Source organism: Bradyrhizobium sp. Pa8 (genome assembly GCF_052588265.1).
In genome coordinates this window covers 3,334,152-3,353,638 of sequence record NZ_CP176767.1, presented here as the reverse complement: position 1 = coordinate 3,353,638, position 19,487 = coordinate 3,334,152, and the positions used below count along the sequence as shown (strand labels likewise).

Annotated in this window: 20 protein-coding genes and 1 riboswitch; of the genes, 6 read left to right on the top strand and 14 right to left on the bottom strand. The window is 68.0% G+C overall.

Going from position 1 to position 19,487, the window contains the following annotated elements; all coding sequences use genetic code 11:
- Window positions 1-17: 17 nt before the first annotated feature.
- The 5 genes from cobA to cbiT are packed head-to-tail and all read right to left on the bottom strand — an operon-like array spanning window position 18 to window position 4,381.
- Window positions 18-749, bottom strand: coding sequence for a uroporphyrinogen-III C-methyltransferase (cobA, locus tag ACKWRH_RS14995; RefSeq protein ID WP_063984425.1), 732 nt, complete (start codon window positions 747-749; stop codon window positions 18-20).
- Window positions 746-2,056, bottom strand: a complete 1,311-nt coding sequence (locus tag ACKWRH_RS14990) for a cobyrinate a,c-diamide synthase (RefSeq protein WP_445221174.1) — start codon at window positions 2,054-2,056, stop codon at window positions 746-748. Before ACKWRH_RS14990 ends, cobA begins: the two co-directional genes overlap by 4 nt.
- Window positions 2,056-2,838, bottom strand: a complete 783-nt coding sequence (gene cobM / locus ACKWRH_RS14985; RefSeq protein WP_445221173.1) for a precorrin-4 C(11)-methyltransferase — start codon at window positions 2,836-2,838, stop codon at window positions 2,056-2,058. Before cobM ends, ACKWRH_RS14990 begins: the two co-directional genes overlap by 1 nt.
- Window positions 2,835-3,203, bottom strand: a complete 369-nt coding sequence (locus ACKWRH_RS14980) for a cobalamin biosynthesis protein (RefSeq protein ID WP_445221172.1) — start codon at window positions 3,201-3,203, stop codon at window positions 2,835-2,837. The genes cobM and ACKWRH_RS14980 overlap by 4 nt, the downstream gene beginning before the upstream one ends.
- The gene (gene cbiT / locus ACKWRH_RS14975) at window positions 3,200-4,381 is read right to left on the bottom strand and encodes a precorrin-6Y C5,15-methyltransferase (decarboxylating) subunit CbiT (protein ID WP_445222406.1); all 1,182 of its coding nucleotides are present in this window, start codon (window positions 4,379-4,381) and stop codon (window positions 3,200-3,202) included. Before cbiT ends, ACKWRH_RS14980 begins: the two co-directional genes overlap by 4 nt.
- Before the next feature lie 10 nt (window positions 4,382-4,391).
- Between cbiT and ACKWRH_RS14970 the strand changes: the two genes are divergently transcribed.
- Entirely contained in the window at window positions 4,392-5,138 is a 747-nt protein-coding gene (locus tag ACKWRH_RS14970) for a cobalt-precorrin-6A reductase (RefSeq protein WP_445221171.1), read from the top strand.
- Here the strand turns inward: ACKWRH_RS14970 and cobJ are convergent.
- Genes cobJ through ACKWRH_RS14935 form a run of 7 tightly spaced genes read right to left on the bottom strand, consistent with a single transcriptional unit; the run spans window position 5,114 to window position 13,036 of the window.
- Entirely contained in the window at window positions 5,114-5,848 is a 735-nt protein-coding gene (gene cobJ, locus ACKWRH_RS14965) for a precorrin-3B C(17)-methyltransferase (RefSeq protein ID WP_445221170.1), read from the bottom strand. The genes ACKWRH_RS14970 and cobJ overlap by 25 nt on opposite strands.
- On the bottom strand, window positions 5,845-6,576 hold the full coding sequence (locus tag ACKWRH_RS14960) for a precorrin-2 C(20)-methyltransferase (RefSeq protein WP_445221169.1): 732 nt from the start codon (window positions 6,574-6,576) through the stop codon (window positions 5,845-5,847). Before ACKWRH_RS14960 ends, cobJ begins: the two co-directional genes overlap by 4 nt.
- Before the next feature lie 2 nt (window positions 6,577-6,578).
- Window positions 6,579-7,208, bottom strand: coding sequence for a precorrin-8X methylmutase (locus ACKWRH_RS14955; RefSeq protein ID WP_445221168.1), 630 nt, complete (start codon window positions 7,206-7,208; stop codon window positions 6,579-6,581).
- The gene (gene cobG / locus ACKWRH_RS14950) at window positions 7,208-8,371 is read right to left on the bottom strand and encodes a precorrin-3B synthase (RefSeq protein ID WP_445221167.1); all 1,164 of its coding nucleotides are present in this window, start codon (window positions 8,369-8,371) and stop codon (window positions 7,208-7,210) included. The genes ACKWRH_RS14955 and cobG overlap by 1 nt, the downstream gene beginning before the upstream one ends.
- Complete coding sequence (cobN, locus tag ACKWRH_RS14945) at window positions 8,368-11,616, bottom strand: cobaltochelatase subunit CobN (protein WP_445221166.1); 3,249 nt, start codon at window positions 11,614-11,616, stop codon at window positions 8,368-8,370. Before cobN ends, cobG begins: the two co-directional genes overlap by 4 nt.
- Window positions 11,616-12,665: a cobalamin biosynthesis protein CobW gene (gene cobW, locus ACKWRH_RS14940; protein ID WP_445221165.1), complete on the bottom strand. Its 1,050-nt coding sequence runs from the start codon at window positions 12,663-12,665 to the stop codon at window positions 11,616-11,618. Before cobW ends, cobN begins: the two co-directional genes overlap by 1 nt.
- The gene (locus tag ACKWRH_RS14935; RefSeq protein ID WP_445221164.1) at window positions 12,662-13,036 is read right to left on the bottom strand and encodes a DUF1636 family protein; all 375 of its coding nucleotides are present in this window, start codon (window positions 13,034-13,036) and stop codon (window positions 12,662-12,664) included. Before ACKWRH_RS14935 ends, cobW begins: the two co-directional genes overlap by 4 nt.
- Window positions 13,037-13,132: 96 nt before the next feature.
- Window positions 13,133-13,354, bottom strand: a riboswitch (cobalamin riboswitch).
- Window positions 13,355-13,394: 40 nt separating this feature from the next.
- On the opposite strand from ACKWRH_RS14935, the gene cobO reads away from it, so the two are divergent.
- Both cobO and ACKWRH_RS14925 read left to right on the top strand, forming a co-directional pair.
- Window positions 13,395-14,030, top strand: a complete 636-nt coding sequence (gene cobO, locus ACKWRH_RS14930) for a cob(I)yrinic acid a,c-diamide adenosyltransferase (protein ID WP_445221163.1) — start codon at window positions 13,395-13,397, stop codon at window positions 14,028-14,030.
- A gap of 39 nt (window positions 14,031-14,069) precedes the next feature.
- Complete coding sequence (locus ACKWRH_RS14925; RefSeq protein WP_445221162.1) at window positions 14,070-15,518, top strand: cobyric acid synthase; 1,449 nt, start codon at window positions 14,070-14,072, stop codon at window positions 15,516-15,518.
- Here the strand turns inward: ACKWRH_RS14925 and cobD are convergent.
- Window positions 15,507-16,472, bottom strand: a complete 966-nt coding sequence (cobD, locus tag ACKWRH_RS14920) for a threonine-phosphate decarboxylase CobD (protein ID WP_445221161.1) — start codon at window positions 16,470-16,472, stop codon at window positions 15,507-15,509. The two genes, ACKWRH_RS14925 and cobD, sit on opposite strands and share 12 nt — an antisense overlap.
- 11 nt (window positions 16,473-16,483) lie before the next feature.
- Complete coding sequence (cbiB, locus tag ACKWRH_RS14915) at window positions 16,484-17,425, bottom strand: adenosylcobinamide-phosphate synthase CbiB (protein WP_445221160.1); 942 nt, start codon at window positions 17,423-17,425, stop codon at window positions 16,484-16,486.
- Window positions 17,426-17,546: 121 nt separating this feature from the next.
- On the opposite strand from cbiB, the gene cobU reads away from it, so the two are divergent.
- Genes cobU through bluB form a run of 3 tightly spaced genes read left to right on the top strand, consistent with a single transcriptional unit; the run spans window position 17,547 to window position 19,469 of the window.
- Entirely contained in the window at window positions 17,547-18,053 is a 507-nt protein-coding gene (gene cobU, locus ACKWRH_RS14910; protein WP_445221159.1) for a bifunctional adenosylcobinamide kinase/adenosylcobinamide-phosphate guanylyltransferase, read from the top strand.
- Window positions 18,050-18,832 carry an adenosylcobinamide-GDP ribazoletransferase gene (gene cobS, locus ACKWRH_RS14905; protein WP_445221158.1) on the top strand — a complete coding sequence of 261 codons (783 nt, stop codon included), beginning with the start codon at window positions 18,050-18,052 and terminating at the stop codon, window positions 18,830-18,832. The genes cobU and cobS overlap by 4 nt, the downstream gene beginning before the upstream one ends.
- Window positions 18,833-18,836: 4 nt before the next feature.
- Entirely contained in the window at window positions 18,837-19,469 is a 633-nt protein-coding gene (bluB, locus tag ACKWRH_RS14900) for a 5,6-dimethylbenzimidazole synthase (RefSeq protein WP_445221157.1), read from the top strand.
- The last annotated feature ends 18 nt before the right edge of the window (window positions 19,470-19,487 follow it).

Here is a 19,487-nt window from a genome sequence, read left to right as displayed (position 1 = left end):
AAGGGCGGCCGGGACGGTCATGACGGATAATCGCCCGCCAGCGCGCCGAACAGGATCACGGCGGCCGTCGAGGCGGCGCCGCCCCGCGCAAGCTGCTCGGCCAGTTCGGCAATGGTGGTGCGAACCAGCCGCTCGTCGGGACGACCGAGGGATTCGGCGAACAGCGCCGGGGTATCAGGGGCGAGGCCGTGCTCGATCAATTTTGCGACAAGCGCCGGAAAGGTGCGCCGGCCCATATAGACCACGGTGGTCGCTTCGGGATCCGCCAGCGCCGCCCAGTTCAAATTCTGCGGCAGCTCGCCGGTGACATCGGCCCCGGTCACGAATTGCACCCGGCGCGAGGTGTGGCGCCGGGTCAGGGGAATGCCGGCTTGCGCGGCGGCGACACAGGCCGAGGTGATTCCGGGAATGATCTCGTAGCCGATGCCGGCTTCGCGCAGCGCCTCCAGCTCCTCCTCGAGCCGGCCAAAGATACCGGCATCGCCCGACTTCAACCGCACCACACGGACGCCGGCCGCGGCATAGTCGACCAGCAGGCGGTTGACGTGGTGCTGCTTGGTCGAGGGCCGCCCTGCCCGCTTCCCGACTGCGACGAGATTGGCGCCGGGCCGGGCCAGATCGAGGATCGCGCCCGAGGCGAGGTCGTCGTAGAGCACGACGTCGGCATCGCGCAGCCGCGCGGCGCCTTTGAGCGTGAGGAGCTCGGGGTCGCCGGGGCCGGCCGAGATGAAAGTGACAAAACCGCTCACCGATCCTCCGCGATCAGATGGAAGAACGTGCCGGTGGCAAGGCCGCGGCGCGAGCCGGTCTCGGCGATGACCGCGCCTGTTGCATCGTGCACGACCGCCAGCGGCGTATCCGGCTGCGCGAGGATCGTCGAATAGTGGAACTCGTGGCCGCGCAGGCGCGCGCCGGCCTGATGGCCCGGCATCGGCGCGGCGAGCGAAGCGAGACGATAGCCGAGATGCATGCGGCGCTTGGCAAAGCTCGTCTCCAGTCCGAGCAGGCCCGTCATCTCATGGCGAATGCCGTCGGCATCGGTCAGAGCGGTTCCCAGCACCATATAGCCTCCGCATTCGCCGTGCACCGGCCGTGTGTCAGCGAAGGCGCACAAGCCGCTGCGAAAGCGGGCATTGGCCGCGATCTTCCCCGCGTGCAGTTCGGGATAGCCGCCGGGCAGCCAGCAGACATCGGCGCTGGCATCGGGCGCTTCATCGGCAAGCGGCGAGAATGTCGAGATCTCGGCGCCGGCCGCGCGCCAGGCCTCCAGCATGTGCGGATAGACGAAGGAGAACGCGGCATCGCGGGCAAGCGCAATGCGCTGCCCGGGCGGCGTCACATTCATGCCGTTTGCCGCCGGTTGCGGCGACCAGCTTGCTGCCGATCGCAGCACCGCATCGAGATCGACATGCTCGGCTACGAAGCGCGCGGCTTCGTCGATCAGCTTGCCGATCTCGGCCTGCTCTTCGGCCTGCACCAGGCCGAGATGCCGTTTCGGCAGGCTGATCTCGGCATGGCGCGGCAGCGCGCCGAACACGGCGATGCCGGCGTCGTTCAGCGCACGCCGGACGAGATCTTCATGCCGCGGGCTGGCGACGCGATTGAGCACCACGCCGGCAAGCTGCACACCCGCGCGATAGTCACGAAGGCCTGCGGCGATCGCCGCCGCCGTCTGCGCCTGTCCGGAGGGATCGATCACCAGCAGCACCGGCCAGCCCAACATCTCCGCAATGTCGGCGGTGGCGCCGGTGCCGGAGACGCCGCGCGCGGCGACGCCGTCGAACAGGCCCATCGAGCCCTCCGCGAGCACGACATCGGCATCAGTGCCGCGACCGACGAGATGAGCAATCGTCCCGCGATCCATCGCCCAGCTATCGACGTTGACGGAAACGCGACCCGTCGCAGCGGCATGGAAGGCGGGATCGATATAGTCAGGCCCGCTCTTGAAGCACTGCACGTTCAATCCGCGATTGCGCCAGGCGCGCGCCAGCGCCAGCGTCAGCGTGGTCTTGCCGACGCCGGAGGCCGGCGCGGAGATGACGAGCCCTGCCGCCATCACGATGCCTCCGGAAAGCGCGGATCGGCGCCGACCGGCCGATAGCGCCGATCGTAATCGGCGGCATAGAGACGGCTCTCGTCAAAATCCGCAGCGCCAAGCGTCTTGCCGACCAGAATCAGCGCGGTGCGCTCCATCTCGGTGCCGACGGCGGCATCGAGCGTCGCCAGCGTGGCGCGGACGATGCGCTGATCCGGCCAGCTCGCACGCCAGACGATCGCGACGGGGCAATCCGCGCCGTAATGCGGCATCAGCTCGGCGACGACCTTGTCGAGCAGATGGATCGAGAGATGGATCGCGAGCACAGCGCCGGTGGCGGCAAACGCGGCGAGCTGTTCGCCCTCAGGCATCGCGCTGGCGCGGCCCGGCGTGCGCGTCAGCACGACTGACTGGGCAAGACCGGGCAGTGTCAGCTCGGTCTCCAGCGCAGCTGCCGCAGCCGAGAAGGACGGCACGCCCGGCGTGACTGTGTAGGGAATACCGAGCGCGCGGAGGCGACGGAGCTGCTCGCCCATCGCCGACCAGATCGCGAGATCGCCGGAATGCAGGCGGGCAACATCCTTGCCGCCGGCATGCGCGGCGGCAATCTCCGCGATGATCTCGTCGAGCGACAGCGGCGCGGTGTTGACGATGCGCGCACCGGGCGGGCAATGCGCCAGCACGCCCTCGGGCACCAGCGAGCCCGCATAGAGGCAGACCGGACAGGCCGCGATCAGGTCGCGTCCGCGCAAAGTCAGCAAATCCGGAGCGCCCGGTCCTGCACCGATGAAGTGCACCGTCATGCGCCGTCTCCTTCCGCGATCGCCGCCGTTGCGGTGCGATCCCGCGAGACCGCCCGCATCGCAATCAATCGCGCGCGGGGGCCAGCCGCAACGAGCGCCGCGGCTTCGGCGACCGAGCCCGTGCCGAACTTTTCCGCGACGAGTTTTGACTGCGTCGGCGTCTCGATGCCCGCCAGCATGTCCGCCGGAACCGGCTTGATCGGTACGCCGCATTCACGCGCAAGCTGCTTCAGCGGCTCCGCGTCGGCCTTGTCACTGACAGTCGCGACCGCCGCAAGGCCTTCGAAACCACCGGCTGCCAGCAGCGCCTCGCGCAGCGAAGCCAGCGTAACATCCTTCTTGAATCCGAGTCCGGCGACTTTCATCGAACCGCACTCCACTGCACCACGGGCCGCGACGCTTCCCAGGACCTGTAGCGGCCGAGCGGGCCAGCATGTGCGATCTCGACCCGCATCAGCTCGCCGCCGTGGCGCTGGTGCAGTTCGCCGAGCAGCGCTTCAGTCTCCAGCGTCACCGCATGCGCGACGAGCCGCGCACCCGGCGCGAGCCGCGACCAGATCGCATCGAACATCGCGATATCGAGGCCGCCGCCGATGAAGACGGCATCCGGTGTTTCCAACGCAGCAAGAGCTTTCGGCGCGCTCCCCGTGATGACGGTGATCCGATGCGCCAATCCGAACGCCGCAACATTGCTGCGGATATTCGCGGCGCGATCCTCTCGCGCCTCGATGGCGCTCGCCGTCCCGCCGCACAGCGCCCATTCGACTGAGATCGAGCCAGAACCCGCGCCGATATCCCACAGCCGCTCGCCGGGACGCGGCGCCAGCGCCGAGAGCGCCAGCGCGCGCACCGGCCGCTTGGTGATCTGGCCGTCATGCATGAAGAGATCGTCGGACAGGCCGGAGCTGCGGGGAATGCCTTGCCCGCCCCTCGCCTCGACGGCTACTGCGACCAGGTTTTCGGCGAGATCGCCCGCAAAGCTGTCGGCACGATGCTCAGCGGTGCTTTCGCGCGCCCCGCCGAGCGCGGCGAGAGTCCAGAACGCCGAGGCGCCCCATCCGCGATCGCTCAGCCATTTCGCGAGCTCACCGGCTGCCTTGCCGTCACGCACAAGGCAAATGATGCGCGCACCGGGCGCCAGATGCGGCACGAGACGCTCGAAAGGTGCAGAATGAAGCCCGAGACAGGCAATGGCTTCGAGGCGCCAACCGAGCCGCGCGGCGGCAAGCGAGAAGGTCGATGGCGCCGAATGCGCGATCCACTCGCTGGCATCGAGCTTCTCGGCGAGACTTGCACCCGCGCCGTGCCAGAATGGATCGCCGGAGGCGAGCACCACCGTCGGCCGGCCGCGGCAGCTCAACACGACGTCTGCGTCGAACGGCACCGGCCACGAGCGACCGCGCCCCCCCACATCAGCAAGCGCGAGATGACGCTCGCCACCAAAAACAGTTTCTGCCGTGGCAAGCGCCTTTCGGCTTGCCTCGGACAGCCCGGCAAGGCCATCTTCGCCGATACCGATGATGGTCAGCCAGGGATCAGCCAAGGAATCAGTCATGACGCGCGCCCTCATTCTGGGCGGAACCGCCGATGCGAGCTTGCTCGCCGCGGAAATCGCACGCGCGCGCATCGACGCCGTGTATTCCTATGGCGGCCGAACCCGCACGCCCGCCGATCAGCCGCTGCCGACCCGCATCGGTGGCTTCGGCGGCGTGAGCGGGCTTGCCGACTACATTCGCCATGAGCGCATCACGCATGTGATCGACGCCACGCATCCCTTCGCGGCCGAGATGAGCCGCCACGCGGTCGAGGCCAGCGCGGAAACCGGCACGCCATTGATTGCCCTCGAACGCGCGCCTTGGACGAAGGCGCCCGGCGACAACTGGACCGAAGTCGCCGATGTCACCGCCGCAGCCGCCGCCCTGCCCGAGACGCCGGCAAAAATATTCCTCGCCATCGGCCGCCAGCACATCGCACCGTTCGCGACGAAGCCGCAGCATGCCTACACACTGCGTTTCGTCGACCCGCCCGAAGCACCGCTGCCCTTCGCTGCGGACGTGATCGCGTCGCGCGGGCCGTTCACGTTCGACGGCGAGCTCGAAATGATGCGCACGCGCGGCATCGCGTGGATCGTCGCCCGCAACTCCGGCGGAGATGGCGCACGCGCCAAGATCGACGCGGCCCGCATGCTCGGCCTGCCCGTGATCATGATCGCGCGGCCGGAACTGCCCGAACGGCTGCGGGTTGAGAGCGTGGCCGAGATCATGCAGTGGCTCGGTCATCGCGCCTGCCTCGGGGCATAGACCCAGCGGCCGACGCGGCGCGTCTGCGAATTGCCGACGATGACCAGCGTGCGCATGTCGGCCATCTCGGGCCGCGCGTCGTTCAGCGCGACAGTTTCAATCCGCTCGTCCGACGTGCTGATCGCGCGCGCGAAGATCACGAGGCGCTCGCCGCAGCCGGCTGCTTTCAGAACCGCAAGCGCGCGGCCAAACCCCTCCGGCCGGCCTGCCGAGCGCGGATTGTACATCGCAATGGCAAAATCGGCTTCTGCGGCCAGCCGCAGGCGCTTCTCGATGACCGTCCACGGCTTGAGATTGTCCGAGAGATTGATCGCGCAGAAATCATGACCGAGCGGCGCGCCGGCGCGCGCGGCCGCCGCCAGCATCGCTGTGATGCCAGGCAAAACGCGAATGGGAAGCTCACGCCATTGCGGCGCCTGTTCGAGGGCCTCGAACACGGCCGACGCCATCGCGAAGACGCCGGGATCGCCGGAGGAGACGACGACGACCTGCCCGCCTTCGGCTGCGAGCCGCAGGGCCTCGCTCGCGCGCTGGAGCTCTTCGCGATTGTCGGAGGGATGCAGTGTGAGCCCTGCCCGCGGCGGCACGCGCGCAACATAGGGCGCATAGCCCAGAATGTCGGTGGCGGCGGCAAGGGCGGCGGAGACCTCGGGCGTCACCAGCGCATCGCTGCCCGGCCCGAGGCCCGCGATGGTCAGCGTGCCCGTCATTCGGCGGCGTCCAGATGCCGGCCCTTGCCGTGCACGAGCACGATCGCGAAGTAAGGACAGTCGGCGGCATCGATCTCGGCGAGCCGCACCACGCGCTCGCCCGGCATGGTGCCGCGCTCGACGAGCCAGGCATCGCCCAGCCGGCCCGCGGATGCCAGCGCGCGGCGCACCTTTGAAAGATTGCGGCCGGTCTTCATGATGACCAGCGCATCGGAATCGCGCATGCGGCGCTCGAGCTCGTCTTCGGGAAGCGTCCCCATCAACACCGTCGTCACGTCGTCGCCGAGCGCGATCGGCTGTCCGACGCCGTTCCAGCAGCCGACCATGCCGGGAATGCCTGCGATCACCTCGATCTCGACGCGCCCTTGCAGGCGCGTGTGCAGATGCATGAAGGAGCCGTAGAAGTAAGGATCGCCCTCGCAGAGCACGACGACATCGACCGCGCGCGAAAGCCGCGCCAGCCGTTCCGCCCATTCGTCGTAGAAGCCGGCGAGCAGCTGCACATATTCCGGGCTATCGAAGGCGAGCTCCGTCGTAACAGGATATTCCATTGCGTATTCGGTGACGTCGGAAGCCAACATGCTCTCGACGATACGCCGCGCCTGACCGAGCCGGCCCTTCTTGCGGAAATAGGCGACGTGCTTCGCAGCCCGCACCGTGCGGTCGGCGCGCACGCTCATCATATCAGGATCGCCGGGGCCGAGACCGCAGCAGATGATGCGTCCCATGGCTATTCGCTCCGGCTCGCGAGCGCATTCACGGCGGCGACCGTGATCGCCGAGCCGCCGAGGCGACCCTCGACCGTCAGCGCGGCGACCTTCGGATCGGCCATCAGCGCGGCCTTGGATTCGGCCGCGCCGACGAAGCCGACCGGGCAGCCGATGATCGCCGCGGGCCGCGGGCAGCCCGGGTCCTCGAGCATGTTGAGGAGATGAAACAGCGCGGTCGGCGCGTTACCGATCGCAACGATGGCGCCGTCGAGATGCGGTCGCCACAACTCCAGCGCCGCCGCCGAGCGCGTGTTGCGCATGGACTGCGCGAGCGCGGGAACGGCCTCGTCGCCGAGCGTGCAGATCACGGCGTTGGCCGCCGGCAGTCTCGCGCGCGTAATTCCTTCCGAGACCATGCGCGCGTCGCACAGGATCGGCGCGCCCTTCTGCAAGGCCGCGCGTGCGGCAGTCACCATGCCTGATGTGAAGCGGATATGCGCCTCGAGGCCCACCATGCCGGCGGCATGAATCATCCGCACCACGACCTGCTCTTCGTCGGGCGCGAAGCGGGCAAGATCCGCCTCGGCCCGGATGGTCGCAAAGGACTGCCGGTAGATCGCAGCGCCGTCGGTCTCGTAAGTGTGTGGCATCAGTGCCCTCCGACCAGGATGGAGGGATCGCTGACGATGTCGGCACCGTTGAGGCCGCGCAGAACCGGCTCATCGCGGGTCGAGCCGTCGCGGACGAGGTCGAATCCGGCGCTGGTCGCAACCAGCGTCACCGCGGACGCGCCGGAACGCGCGCAGCCCTTGGCGCAGCCGGAGACGTGAAGGCGCGTATCGAGGGCGATGCGCGGCGCAAGGGCGGAAGCGAGCGCGCGGGTGTCGGCATGCGCCTCGCGGCAACGCGGGGCGCCGCTACAAGCAATCACGCGCAACGCCGGATCGTAGGGCTCGGTGATGAGGCCTGCCCCGCTCGGCATCTCGCGCTTGCCCTCGCTCAGCACCATTCGCCATGGCGTCATGCGCAGCGCATGTCCGCAGCCGGAAAACTGATGGAGCGTCGTGTGAAGCATCTGCCCGAACGCGATGCCGACCAGGGCGCCGTGCGGATAATGCCCGGGTCGTGACGCCGCCATGACCGGAGCAGGCTCGGTTTCACCGCTCAACGACTGAGGCAATACCGCGCCGGCCGCAATAAGAGCTGCCATGCGCCCTCGCCCGCCCTTCGCGCCGCCGGACGAGATGAACCAGCTCGCGAGCGCGAGCGCCGTGCTTACGGCCTCTCCGCGTGCGACGAAGCGGCCCAGCCTTGCGCCATCGGCCCGCACCAGGAGCCGGCCGCCGCGATCGCGTTCGATGCGCACGTCGGCGGAATCGCCGGCGAGTACGCGCGAATTTCCGTCGTCGATGGCGAAGCCGAACTTCGTGGGAAGATCGAGCGCGCTGTCCGCGAGCGCTTCTTCAAGCTCCGCGGCCAGCGCCTGTGTCTCGTCACCGCTGTTCCAGAACGGCGTCACCAGAATGTTGCGCCGGGCTTCGATGTCGGTATCGGGGTCGAGCAGCCGCAGCAACGCGAGTCCATCGAGCAGCCGGCGATGGCCCTGTTCGCTGACGCCTCTGATCTGGAGGTTGGCCCGGCTCGTCACATCGATGAGACCATTGCCGTAGCGTTCGGCGAGCTCGGCAAGCCCGGCGACTTGCGCGGCTTCAAGCCTTCCGCCGAACGGGCGCACGCGAACCACGAGCCCGTCGCCCGATTGCATCGGGCGCAACGCGCCGGGACACCAGCCCTTGATCGCGGTCGCACTCATGAAGCCTCCTTCAGCGCAGCCGCGATCGAATTGCGGCGCGTTCGCCAGAGCGAGGCTTCGTGCAGGCGCGTGAAGCAGGTCTCCATCGCGGCGAGCGCCGCCGGATTATCGCGGGCCATGAAGGTGCGGACGTCGGCGTCGCCGAGCGTCGCATCGTAGTAGAGATCGAACAGATGCGGCGGCACGGCACCGGCCAGATGCGCGAAGGCGGCCATGTGCTCCAGCGTCGCGGTGATCTCGGCGGCACCGCGAAAACCGTGCCGCATCATGCCGGCGATCCAGGCCGGATTGGCCGCGCGTGCACGGACGACACGGGAGATTTCCTCGGTCAGCGTCCGCGCATGCGGCTGCTCGGGCCGCGTCGTATCGAGGTGATAGAGCGATGGTCCTGCCGCACCGAGATGCGCTGCGGCCGCCGCGATGCCGGCTTCATGCGCTGCATAGTCGGCGGCAAGCAGAAGATCGGTCTCCGGCAAGTCCTGGACGTGCACGAAAGCATCGGCGGATGCGAGCCGCGTCTCGATGCCGGCCCGATCCGGCTGCATCGCACCGTCCGCGGAGAACGCCCAGGACGATGCCGACAGCCAGGCCTCGCCGGCGGCGTCGCGCGTCTCGGCCGTGAAGGCATCCGGGATCGCCGAGAGGCCGACGCCGTATTGTCCGGGACGCGGCGCGAACACACGCGCGGCGCGATGGCGATAGGGATTCTCGTCGCCCTCCTCCTCGCGGCTCGCGAGCGCCTCGGCGGCGGCCTCGAACAATTGCGCGAGACCGGAGAAGACATCGCGGAACAGGCCCGACACGCGCAGCGTGACGTCGATGCGAGGGCGCCCGAGCTCGGCCGGTGCGATGATGTCGTAGCCGGTGACGCGGCCGGAGGCGTGGTCCCAGCGCGGCGCAAGGCCGGCGAGATGCAGCGCCATGGCAAACTCCTCGCCGGCGGTCCGCATCGTCGCCGAGCCCCAGAGATCGACCACGAGGCCTTTCGGCCAGTCGCCGTGGTCCTGCAAATGGCGACGCAGCAGCTCTTCCGCGAGCTTGATGCCTTGCGCATGCGCCGACGGCGTCGGCACCGCGCGCGGATCGACGGCAAAGAGATTGCGTCCGGTCGGCAGCACGTCCTGGCGTCCGCGATACGGCGAGCCCGACGGCCCCGGCGCAACGCGCTGCCCCGCGAGCGCGGCACGCAACGCATCGCGCTCCGCATCAGCGCAGGTGCCGCGTCCGAACACGTGCAGCCCGTCGCCGAACTGGCTCTCCTTGAGATCGCAGACGAAGCGATCGATCCGCGGAATGGCTTCGGCCGGCGCAGCCGCTGCATCCAGACCAAGATCGTCCTCAAGGCCCGCCGCGCGCGCTTCGTCGCGGATCGCAGAAATCAGGCGCTGGCGGCGCGCGGGATCGAGCCCATCGGCGGTCGAGTATTCGTCGAGCAGGCGTTCGAGCCGACGCAGGCCTTCCGGCACCGCGGATTGTTCCAGCGGCGGCGGCAGATGGCCGATGGTGACGGCCCCTAAGCGCCGCTTGGCCTGCGCAGCTTCGCCGGGATCGTTGACGATGAAGGGATAAATGACAGGGAGATCGCCGATCAGCGCTTCGGGCCAGCACGCGGACGACAGCGCGACGGATTTTCCGGGCAGCCATTCCAGCGTACCATGCGCACCCATGTGCACGACGGCATCGATGGCCTGCCCGCGGAGCCAGAGATAGAACGCGACATAGGCATGGCGCGGCGTGCGGGCGAGATCGTGATAGTCGGCATCGCGCGTGGTCGCATCGCCGCGCTCGGGCTGAACCGCGATGATCGATTGGCCGCATCGGATCGCAGCGAAATGGAACGCGCCGTCGGGGCAGCTCGGATCGGTCTCCGGCGCGCCCCAGGCTTGCGCGAGATCATCCTGCAATGCCTGCGGGAGACGCGAGAGCGCGGCGCGGTAATCGGCGACGCTCCAGGTCAGTTGCTGCTTCAGCAACGTTTCGCCAAGTGCGGGGACCGGCGCAATATCGAAGCCGGCCTCTGTCAGGTCAGACAGCAATGCCTCGACCGACGCAAGCGCATCAAGACCAACCGCATGCGCGATCTGATGCGGGCGGCCCGGATAGTTCGAGAGCACGAGCGCCAGCCGCTTCCCGGCGGCTGGCGTCTCCGCGAGGCGCCTCCAGGCCGCAACGCGCGCGGCGACGGCCTTGACGCGCTCCTCATCGGGCCGGTGCGCCAGATGCGAAAACTGCAGATCGGGATCACGCTCCGCGGCCGATTTGAAACTCACCACGCCCGCGAACAGGCGGCCGTCGACCTCCGGCAGCACCACATGCATCGCGAGATCGCCGGGCGACAGGCCGCGCAGCGACTCCGCCCAGTCCTCGCGCCGTGCCGATGAGAGCGCGACCTGGAAGACGGGACACGATGCCGCATCGAACGGTGTCGTCCCATCGTCGCCCATCGCCGAGAATGCCGTCGCGTTGACGATCGCGGCCGGAGGATTCGTCGCGAAATAGGTCCGCAGCCAATCCGCAACGCCCGGAGCCTTCAGCGAGGTGACGAACACGCCGTACGCGTCAAAGCCGCGCTCGCGCAGCGCCGCGATCAGGGCGTCGACCGGCCCGGTATCCGCGGCGGTGAGGTAGGAACGATAGAAGGTCACGAGCGCGAGCGGCTTTCCCTCGCCTGCCATCGGCGCAGCGATGACGCCACGCGCGGGATCGTAAAAGCCCATCTCGGGCAGGTTCATCTCGCCGACGACCGGGCCCGCGTAAAGACCCGAGGCCAGCGCGAGCTGCGCAATCGCAGCCTGGGCTGCAACGGGACCACCGGTGTCGCAGAGCACCTTGAGCCGGCGCAGCGTCGAAACCGGCAGGGTCGAGTAGGCATCGAGCCGCGTGTCGTCGCGGCCGTCGGCCGGCAGCACGGCCAGCACGATATTGCGGTCCTTCGCAAGCTGCTGCAGAGCCGCGAGCCCGTACGGCCAATAGGACTCACCGCCGATCAGGCGCACCAGGATGCCGCGCGCCTGCGACAGCGTGCGCTCGATATAGGTGTCGACCGACAACGGATGACGCAGCTCCGCGAGATTGGCGAGCCGCAGCGACGGCAGGCTGTTGCGGCCGCGCCGCCAGCCGGCCGCGAACGCGGCAAGATCGGAATCCGAGTACGAGAGCACCACGAGATCGGCCGGGTCCTGGCCGATGTCCCTTGGCGTCGCGGTCTCCTCGAGACCGCGGCTCTCGCGGAAGACGACGTGCATCAGATACCAGATCCTGAAAGACCAAGTCCTGCCTTGATCGCGGCCTCGTCGATGTCGCCGTGCTCGCCGATCACGACGAGTTTCGACTGCCTGAGAGCTGCGCCCCAGGGCTTGTCGAACTGGTGGCGCACGCGCTCGCCGACCGCTTGCAGCAACAGGCGCATCGGCTTGCCCACGACCGCGATATAGCCCTTGACGCGCAGCACGTTCTGCTCGCGCGAAAGACGCTGCACCGACGCGACCAGTGCGTCGATGTCGCTGACCTCCGGAAGATCGATCACGACGGAGGCGAAATCGTCGTGCTCGTGATCCTCCTCGCCGTCGTGATGCGAGGGGCGCGCGGCGAGATCGTTCTCTGCGGCAGCGCCGAGGCCGAGGATCACGCGCGCATCGATCGCGCCATCGGTGACGGATAGCATCGGCACACGGCGCGGCATCTCGGCGGTGATGGCGGCCTTGGCGGCTTCGATCCCTGCGACCCCGGCAAGATCGGCCTTGGTCAGCAGCACGATGTCGGCGCAGGCGATCTGGTCCTCGAACACTTCCGACAGCGGCGTCTCGTGATCGAGATTTTCGTCCGCCGCGCGCTGCGCTTCCACCGCAGCCGGGTCCGGCGCAAAACGGCCGGCGGCGACAGCCTCGGCATCGGCGAGTGCGATCACGCCGTCGACCGTGATGCGCGAGCGGATCTCCGGCCAGTCGAACGCCTTCAACAGCGGCTTCGGCAGCGCCAGGCCCGAGGTCTCGATCAGGATGTGATCGGGCCGCACCGGCCGCGCCAAAAGCTTTTCCATGGTCGGGATGAAATCGTCCGCAACGGTGCAGCAGATGCAGCCATTGGCGAGCTCGACGATATTCTCCTCCGGGCAATTCGCATCGGCGCAGGATTTCAGGATCTCGCCATCGACACCCTCGCTGCCGAACTCGTTGACGAGCACGGCGAGCTTCTTGCCGTCAGGGTTTGCGAGCAGATGCTGGATCAGCGTGGTCTTGCCGGAGCCGAGAAAACCCGTGACCACCGTGACAGGGACTTTTGCGAGCGAGTTCATTCGGCGGCCTCCGGCACGACGGCAATGGGGGGAATGCGAGCAAGCGATTGCTTGCGGAAGATTTCGGGACGGCTGCGCCAGGGCACGAGGCCGTCGGGCGCGGCGGCATAAGCCGCAGCACCCGCGACCACGTCGCTCGCATGGGCCTCTGACAGGCGGCCATAGACATAGGACCAGCGGCCGGGCGCGCTGAGCGCAACCGAGCAACCCTGGCTGCATGCCGACAGGCATTCAACGGGAACCACATTGACGCCCTCGGGCACGCCGGCATCGAGGATCGCGCCATGCAGGCGCTTGCCGGGCGTCGTCTCACCCTCGTCGAGCGTCTGGCCGGCGCGGCAGGTGATACAGACGTGAAGTGTGACGCTCATCGCCTCTTCCAGGATAAACGGCGGGAGGCGAAGAGGCACACGGACCATTCCCCCGAAGGTCCGTTTCCCCGTCGCGGAACACCCCGTCCGCCGGTCCAAAACTCGTCCGCGCTGGCAGGTCTCCCGGCTTGCGGAGCAGGGCTTTTGGCCCTTCGATCCCCGCCTTCCCGATCCCCTGGGGGATCAGTGGCTTCGGGCATCTCTCCGGTCACGGTCGCGGGGGCGGCTGCAGTTTGGACCCGAATCTTGTCGATTCGGACCCTATCGCATTCCCTCTTCGCCTGTCATAGGACAGGAACCAACGCCGGGCCACCATTTGCCCCCGGCCGCCTCTTGTCAAGCCGAAGGACCCTGTCAGATGACGCCTGAACCGGATACCCAAACGGCCGAGGAAGCCGACGCCCGCCACGCCGCGAAAATGGCGAAAATCAAGGTCGCCCGCGACAAGATCATGGCGACCAAGAGCGGCGAAAAGGGCCTCATCATCGTCCACACCGGCGCTGGCAAGGGCAAGTCCTCCTCCGCTTTCGGCATGATCGTCCGCTGCGTCGCCCACGGCTTCCCCTGCGCGGTCGTGCAGTTCATCAAGGGCGCCTGGGACACCGGCGAGCGGCGCCTGCTCACCGGCCATTTCGGCGAGCTCTGCCAGTTCCATGCGATGGGCGAAGGTTTCACCTGGGAGACACAGGACCGCGCCCGCGACATCGCCGCGGCGCAGGCCGGCTGGGCGAAGGCCAAGGAGCTGATATCAGATTCCAATCTGCGCATGGTCGTGCTCGACGAGATCAACATCGCGCTGCGCTACGACTATCTCGACATCGCCGAGGTCGTCGACTTCCTGAAAACGCACAAGCCACCGATGACGCATGTCGTGCTCACCGGGCGCAACGCCAAGGACGAGCTGATCGAGATCGCCGATCTCGTCACCGAGATGACGCTGGTGAAGCACCCCTTCCGCTCCGGCATCAAGGCGCAAGCCGGCGTCGAATTCTGACGACGCCAAGTTCTGAAAACACCAAGTTCTGAAAACACCATGGCGCGCGCATTGATGATCCAGGGGGCCGGCTCGGACGTGGGCAAGTCGCTCATCGTCGCCGGCCTCGCCCGCGCCTCCACGCGGCGCGGCCTGCGCGTGCTGCCCTTCAAGCCGCAGAACATGTCGAACAACGCGGCCGTCACTGTCGACGGCGGCGAGATCGGTCGCGCCCAGGCGCTGCAGGCGCTGGCCGCCGGCGTCGAGCCGCACACCGACATGAACCCGGTGCTGCTGAAGCCCGAGACCGATGTCGGCGCACAAATCATCGTCCAGGGAAAGCGCATCGCGACCGCGCGGGCGCGTGAATATGCGGCGATGAAGCCGTCGCTGATGGGCGCGGTGCTGGACAGCTTCGAGCGGCTGAAGGCGCGCGGCGATCTGGTGCTGGTCGAAGGCGCCGGCAGCCCGGCCGAGGTGAATTTGCGCAAGGCCGACATCGCCAATATGGGCTTTGCGCGCAAGGCCGACGTGCCGGTCGTGCTGGTCGGCGACATCGACCGCGGCGGCGTCATCGCCCAGCTCGTCGGCATCAAGACGGTGATCGACCCCGACGATGCCGCGATGATCCAGGGTTTCGTCATCAACAAGTTCCGCGGCGACCCCTCACTGTTCGACGACGGCTACAAGCTGATCGAGCAGAAGACCGCGTGGCGCGGCCTTGGCGTGCTGCCCTGGTTCGCGCGCGCCGGCGAGCTGCCGGCCGAGGACGCGCTGGGCTTGAGCGATGCGCGCAAGCCCGGCCAGTGCAAGATCGCATGCCTCGCGCTGTCGCGGATCGCCAATTTCGACGATCTCGATCCGCTGAAACTCGAACCTGGCGTCGATCTCGTGATGGTGCGCCCCGGCGAAGCGATTCCCGGCGACGTCCGCCTCGTCATCATCCCCGGCTCGAAATCCACCCGCGGCGATCTCGCCTTCCTGCGCGCGCAGGGCTGGGACATCGATCTCCTGGCGCATCACCGCCGGGGCGGCCATGTGCTTGGCCTCTGCGGCGGCTATCAGATGCTCGGGCGCAGCGTCGCCGACCCTGATGGAATCGAAGGCCCCGCCGGCGACACGCCGGGTCTCGGACTTCTGGACGTGGAAACAGTGATGAGCCCGCAGAAGACGCTGACGCGCGTCGCGGCCGTGCATGCCGCCACGGACCAGCCGATCGAGGCTTACGAAATCCACATCGGCCGCACCGATGGGCCGGATCGCGCGCGCCCGTTTGCTAAACTGAACGGCGAGCCCGAAGGCGCGATCTCACGCGATGGCCGCGTGCAGGGCAGCTATTTGCACGGCCTGTTCACCTCGGACGATTTCCGCAGGGCGTATCTCGCAAAGCTCGACATTCCGGCGGGCGACGAGCCTTATCACAGCAGGGTCGAGAGCGCGCTCGACGCCCTCGCCGATCACATCGAACAGCATCTCGACGTCCGCGGCCTGCTCGCGCTAGCGCGCTAGCGCCTCGGCAAGGCGCGTCCATTCGGCTTCGCTGCCCGGAAGCCCGAGGCGCAGCCATGCCGGCTCTTTCGCAAACACGCGCGACCAGATCCGGCTACGCGCCAGTTTCTCCTGCGCAGCAAGCGCATCAGGCGTCTCGTAGAGACGAAACAGCGGCGCACCACCGACGAGCCGCCAGCCTTGCGAATGCACGATGTCGTCGAGGCGGACACAGTCGCGCGCAAGCCGCGCGGACGTGGCCTCGGCCCAGTCGTCGTCACGCAAGGCGCGGCAGCCGATTACGATCGCCACTCCCGACACCGGCCACGGACCTGACGCCGCCGCGAGCTTCGCGATATCGGTCGCATGGCCGAGCGCAAACCCAAGCCGCAGGCCGGCAAGACCATAAAACTTTCCGAACGAGCGCAGGACCAGCAGTCCAGGCTGATCCGCTCCGGATGCGAGCGACAGCTGCGGGGCAGCATCGGCAAAACTCTCGTCGATGACGAGACGGCCGACGCGCGGCAGCAGCGCCAGCAAATCCTTTGGCGCAAAACGCCGGCCATCGGGATTGTTGGGATTGACGACGACGGCGAGATCCGCGCCCGCCAGTGCGTCGAGCTCGCCGACCTCCTGGACATCCCAGCCCGCAATCGACAAGACCCCGGAATATTCATTGTAGGTCGGCGCGAGGATGCGCGCGCGGCCAGCTGGCGCGAGTTGCGGAAGCAATTGAATGGCTGCCTGGGCACCGCCCATCGCGACAATTGGTGCACTCGTGCGGTAGGCATGCTGTGCCGCCTGATGCAGCGCCTCGATCTCGGCGCGCGACGGCAGCGCGCTCCACGCACGCGCACTCACCTCACCTACCGGATAAGGCAGCCGGTTGATCCCGGTCGACAGATCGATCCAGTCCTCCGCGCGCCCGCCAAAACGCTGCTGGGCCAGATCGAGATTTCCACCGTGCTCGCGCATGCCCCGTTCTTTCACGCGAAGGCCAGGATCGCAAGCACGCCGGCGAGCAGCAGCATGGCGCGGCGGTAGATCGTCAATCCCTGGCTGATGTCCGCGGCAAGCGGATCGCGCGCATCTTCATTGAGCCACGGCTCGTTGGTGATGCTGCCGTGATAGATGCGGGGGCCGCTGAGCCGCACACCAAGCGCCCCGGCCATGGCCGCCTCCGGCCAGCCGGCATTGGGCGAGCGGTGACGGCGAGCATCGCGCGTCATGCACGACAGCGCCTCCGATCGCCGCGACGCCAACAGGACGAACAAGAACCCGGTCAGGCGCGCCGGAATGAAGTTCGCGACATCGTCGATGCGTGCCGCGGCCCAGCCAAAAGCTTCGTGGCGCTCGCTGCGATGACCGATCATGGAGTCCAGCGTGTTGATCGCCTTGTAACCCAAAATGCCGGGCAGTCCGAACAGCGCGCCCCAGAACACCGGCGCGACGATGCCGTCGGAGGCATTCTCGGCGAGGCTCTCGATCGCCGCACGCGCGATGCCGGCTTCGTCGAGGGTCGCGGGATCGCGGCCGACGATGCGCGACACCGCTTCGCGCGCAGCGGCGATGTCGCCGGCGTGTAAGGGCGTCGCAACAGCGGCGACATGGTCATGCAGCGAGCGCAGCGCGACCAGCGGCCAGGCCAGAACGCCGACCAGCACGATCTCGATCCAGCCGAAGGGAAGCAAAGACTGAAGCGCCCAGCCGATCGCGACGGCGAGCGCGATCACCAGAAGCGCTCCAGCCACGCCCGCGGCGCGGCGACGCGTCGGCGGATCGGACGCGCGATTCCAGGCGGTGTCGATGGCGCCGATCAGCCGGCCGAGCCAGGTCACGGGATGGCCGACCCGCACGAACAGCCAAGACGGCCAGCCCAGCAGGGCATCCACCACCATCGCCACCGCCATCGCCCCCGCAAAACCCACGCACGCCTCCTGTCCCGCCCCTGTTGCGCAAAGCGAAGGCGGAGCGCAAGCCCCTGCCCGCCTGATTTCGGCTTTGTCTTTGGCCGCGTTTGGTGATTAGTCAGGCCCACAGGAGACTTTGATGGCCGTCATCTTGATCACGGGCGGAGCACGATCGGGCAAGAGCGCCCGCGCGGAAGCGCTTGTACGTAGCTTTCCGGCCCAGCCACCGATCTACATCGCGACGGCCGAGGCGCACGATGCAGAGATGGAAGCACGCATCGCCCGGCATCGCGCGCGACGCGGAACCGGCTGGATCGAGCGCGAAGTACCGCTCGATCTCGTGCCCGCGCTGCTCGCAACCGATGGCGGCGGCGCACGGCTGGTGGACTGCCTGACGCTCTGGCTCTCCAACCTGATGCATGCCGGACGCAACTGGGAGGACGAGGTGGACGCACTTGCCGCCGCCGTGCCCGGCTTGAAGAGCCCCGTCGTATTCGTCACCAACGAGGTCGGCCTCGGCATCGTGCCCGACAACGCACTGGCGCGCCTCTATCGCGACGCCGCCGGGATCATGAACCAGGTCATCGCTGATGTTGCCGATAAGGTGGAGTTCGTCGTCGCAGGCCTTCCGATGAAATTGAAATGATGCCGCGCGCCGAGCTTCTCAAGGACATCGTCACCGATCTCAGGATGGCGGCATCGTTCGTGACGATCCTCCCCGTCGCATCGTCGAAGTCCGCGGCTGACGGCGCCATCGCGCGATCGACCTGGGCACTCCCCGTCGCGGGACTGATGGTCGGCCTCGCGGGCGCCTTGGTCTACAAGATTTCCAGCCGGTTCGGACTGACACCGAACCTCGCCGCCCTGCTCACGCTGGTCACGACCGCACTCATCACCGGCGCGCTGCATGAGGATGGCCTTGCCGATACCGCCGACGGGCTCGGCGGCGGCCGGACGCGGGAACGCAAGCTCGAGATCATGCGCGACAGCCGGATTGGCACCTATGGCGTCTGCGCGCTGATCCTGTCGTTCGGCCTGCGCTGGAGCGCGCTCGCGGCGATCGCCGATCCCTGGGCCGTCGCGCTCGCGCTGTGCGCCGCGCACACTGCTGCCCGCGCGGGCGTGCCGGCTTTCATGTCGCTGGTCCCGCCGGCACGGCCTGATGGACTATCGGCAAGCGCAGGATCGCCGCCGGGGCGCAGCGTCGCCATCGCCTTCGCTGTTGGAACGCTCGCCCTCGCGCTCGCGCTCGGGCCTGGCAAGGCGCTGGTCAGCCTGATCCTGCTGTCCCTCGCCGGCTTGATGCTGGCGCGGCTTGCCATCCGCCAGATCGGCGGGCAGACCGGCGACATTCTCGGTGCATTCGAGCAGATCGGCGAGATCCTCATTCTGCTGGTGGCGGCATCCTTCCGGATGGGAGGCTGATCCCATGGTCGAGTTCGACGACACCTTCCGTCAGCACTTGCGCGAGCTGTTCGTGTGGCGCCGCGACGTGCGCCGCTTCCGCGCCGATCCGCTGCCGGCCGGCGCCATCGATCGCCTGATCGAGACCGCCTGCCTCTCGCCCTCGGTCGGCCTGAGCCAGCCCTGGCGCTTCGTCATCGTCGATGATGCCGCGCGGCGCCGCGCCGTGATCGACGACTTCAGGGCATGCAACGCCGATGCGCTGAATGCCTACGCCGGTGAGCGCGCCGCGCGCTATGCCACGCTGAAACTGTCCGGTCTCGAACAGGCGCCCGGTCACCTCGCCGTGTTCGCGGACAAGGCGAGCGACATCGGCCACGGCCTCGGCCGCGCGACCATGCCGGAGACGACGGAATATTCAGTGGTGGCCGCGATCACCGCGATGTGGCTCGCCGCGCGCGCCGACGGCATCGGCATCGGCTGGGTGTCGATCCTGAACCCCGCCCGCATTCACGCCATTCTCGACGTGCCCAATACCTGGAAGTTCATCGCCTATCTCTGCATCGGCTATCCCGAGACCGAATGCGACCAGCCGGAGCTGGAGCAGGCGAAATGGGAACACCGGCGCGACGCGGAGGAATTCACGCTGCGGCGTTAGTCGGCGCGCCCCCGCTCC

Coding starts and splice junctions, on each gene's coding strand:
- ACKWRH_RS14990 (WP_445221174.1), bottom strand. CDS start 2,056: ATGGCGGCAGGGCTCGTCATCTCCGCGCCGGCCTCCGGCGTCGGCAAG.
- cobM (WP_445221173.1), bottom strand. CDS start 2,838: ATGACGGTGCACTTCATCGGTGCAGGACCGGGCGCTCCGGATTTGCTG.
- ACKWRH_RS14980 (WP_445221172.1), bottom strand. CDS start 3,203: ATGAAAGTCGCCGGACTCGGATTCAAGAAGGATGTTACGCTGGCTTCG.
- ACKWRH_RS14970 (WP_445221171.1), top strand. CDS start 4,392: ATGACGCGCGCCCTCATTCTGGGCGGAACCGCCGATGCGAGCTTGCTC.
- cobJ (WP_445221170.1), bottom strand. CDS start 5,848: ATGACGGGCACGCTGACCATCGCGGGCCTCGGGCCGGGCAGCGATGCG.
- ACKWRH_RS14960 (WP_445221169.1), bottom strand. CDS start 6,576: ATGGGACGCATCATCTGCTGCGGTCTCGGCCCCGGCGATCCTGATATG.
- ACKWRH_RS14955 (WP_445221168.1), bottom strand. CDS start 7,208: ATGCCACACACTTACGAGACCGACGGCGCTGCGATCTACCGGCAGTCC.
- cobG (WP_445221167.1), bottom strand. CDS start 8,371: ATGAGTGCGACCGCGATCAAGGGCTGGTGTCCCGGCGCGTTGCGCCCG.
- cobN (WP_445221166.1), bottom strand. CDS start 11,616: ATGCACGTCGTCTTCCGCGAGAGCCGCGGTCTCGAGGAGACCGCGACG.
- cobW (WP_445221165.1), bottom strand. CDS start 12,665: ATGAACTCGCTCGCAAAAGTCCCTGTCACGGTGGTCACGGGTTTTCTC.
- ACKWRH_RS14935 (WP_445221164.1), bottom strand. CDS start 13,036: ATGAGCGTCACACTTCACGTCTGTATCACCTGCCGCGCCGGCCAGACG.
- cobO (WP_445221163.1), top strand. CDS start 13,395: ATGACGCCTGAACCGGATACCCAAACGGCCGAGGAAGCCGACGCCCGC.
- ACKWRH_RS14925 (WP_445221162.1), top strand. CDS start 14,070: ATGGCGCGCGCATTGATGATCCAGGGGGCCGGCTCGGACGTGGGCAAG.
- cobD (WP_445221161.1), bottom strand. CDS start 16,472: ATGCGCGAGCACGGTGGAAATCTCGATCTGGCCCAGCAGCGTTTTGGC.
- cobU (WP_445221159.1), top strand. CDS start 17,547: ATGGCCGTCATCTTGATCACGGGCGGAGCACGATCGGGCAAGAGCGCC.
- cobS (WP_445221158.1), top strand. CDS start 18,050: ATGATGCCGCGCGCCGAGCTTCTCAAGGACATCGTCACCGATCTCAGG.
- bluB (WP_445221157.1), top strand. CDS start 18,837: ATGGTCGAGTTCGACGACACCTTCCGTCAGCACTTGCGCGAGCTGTTC.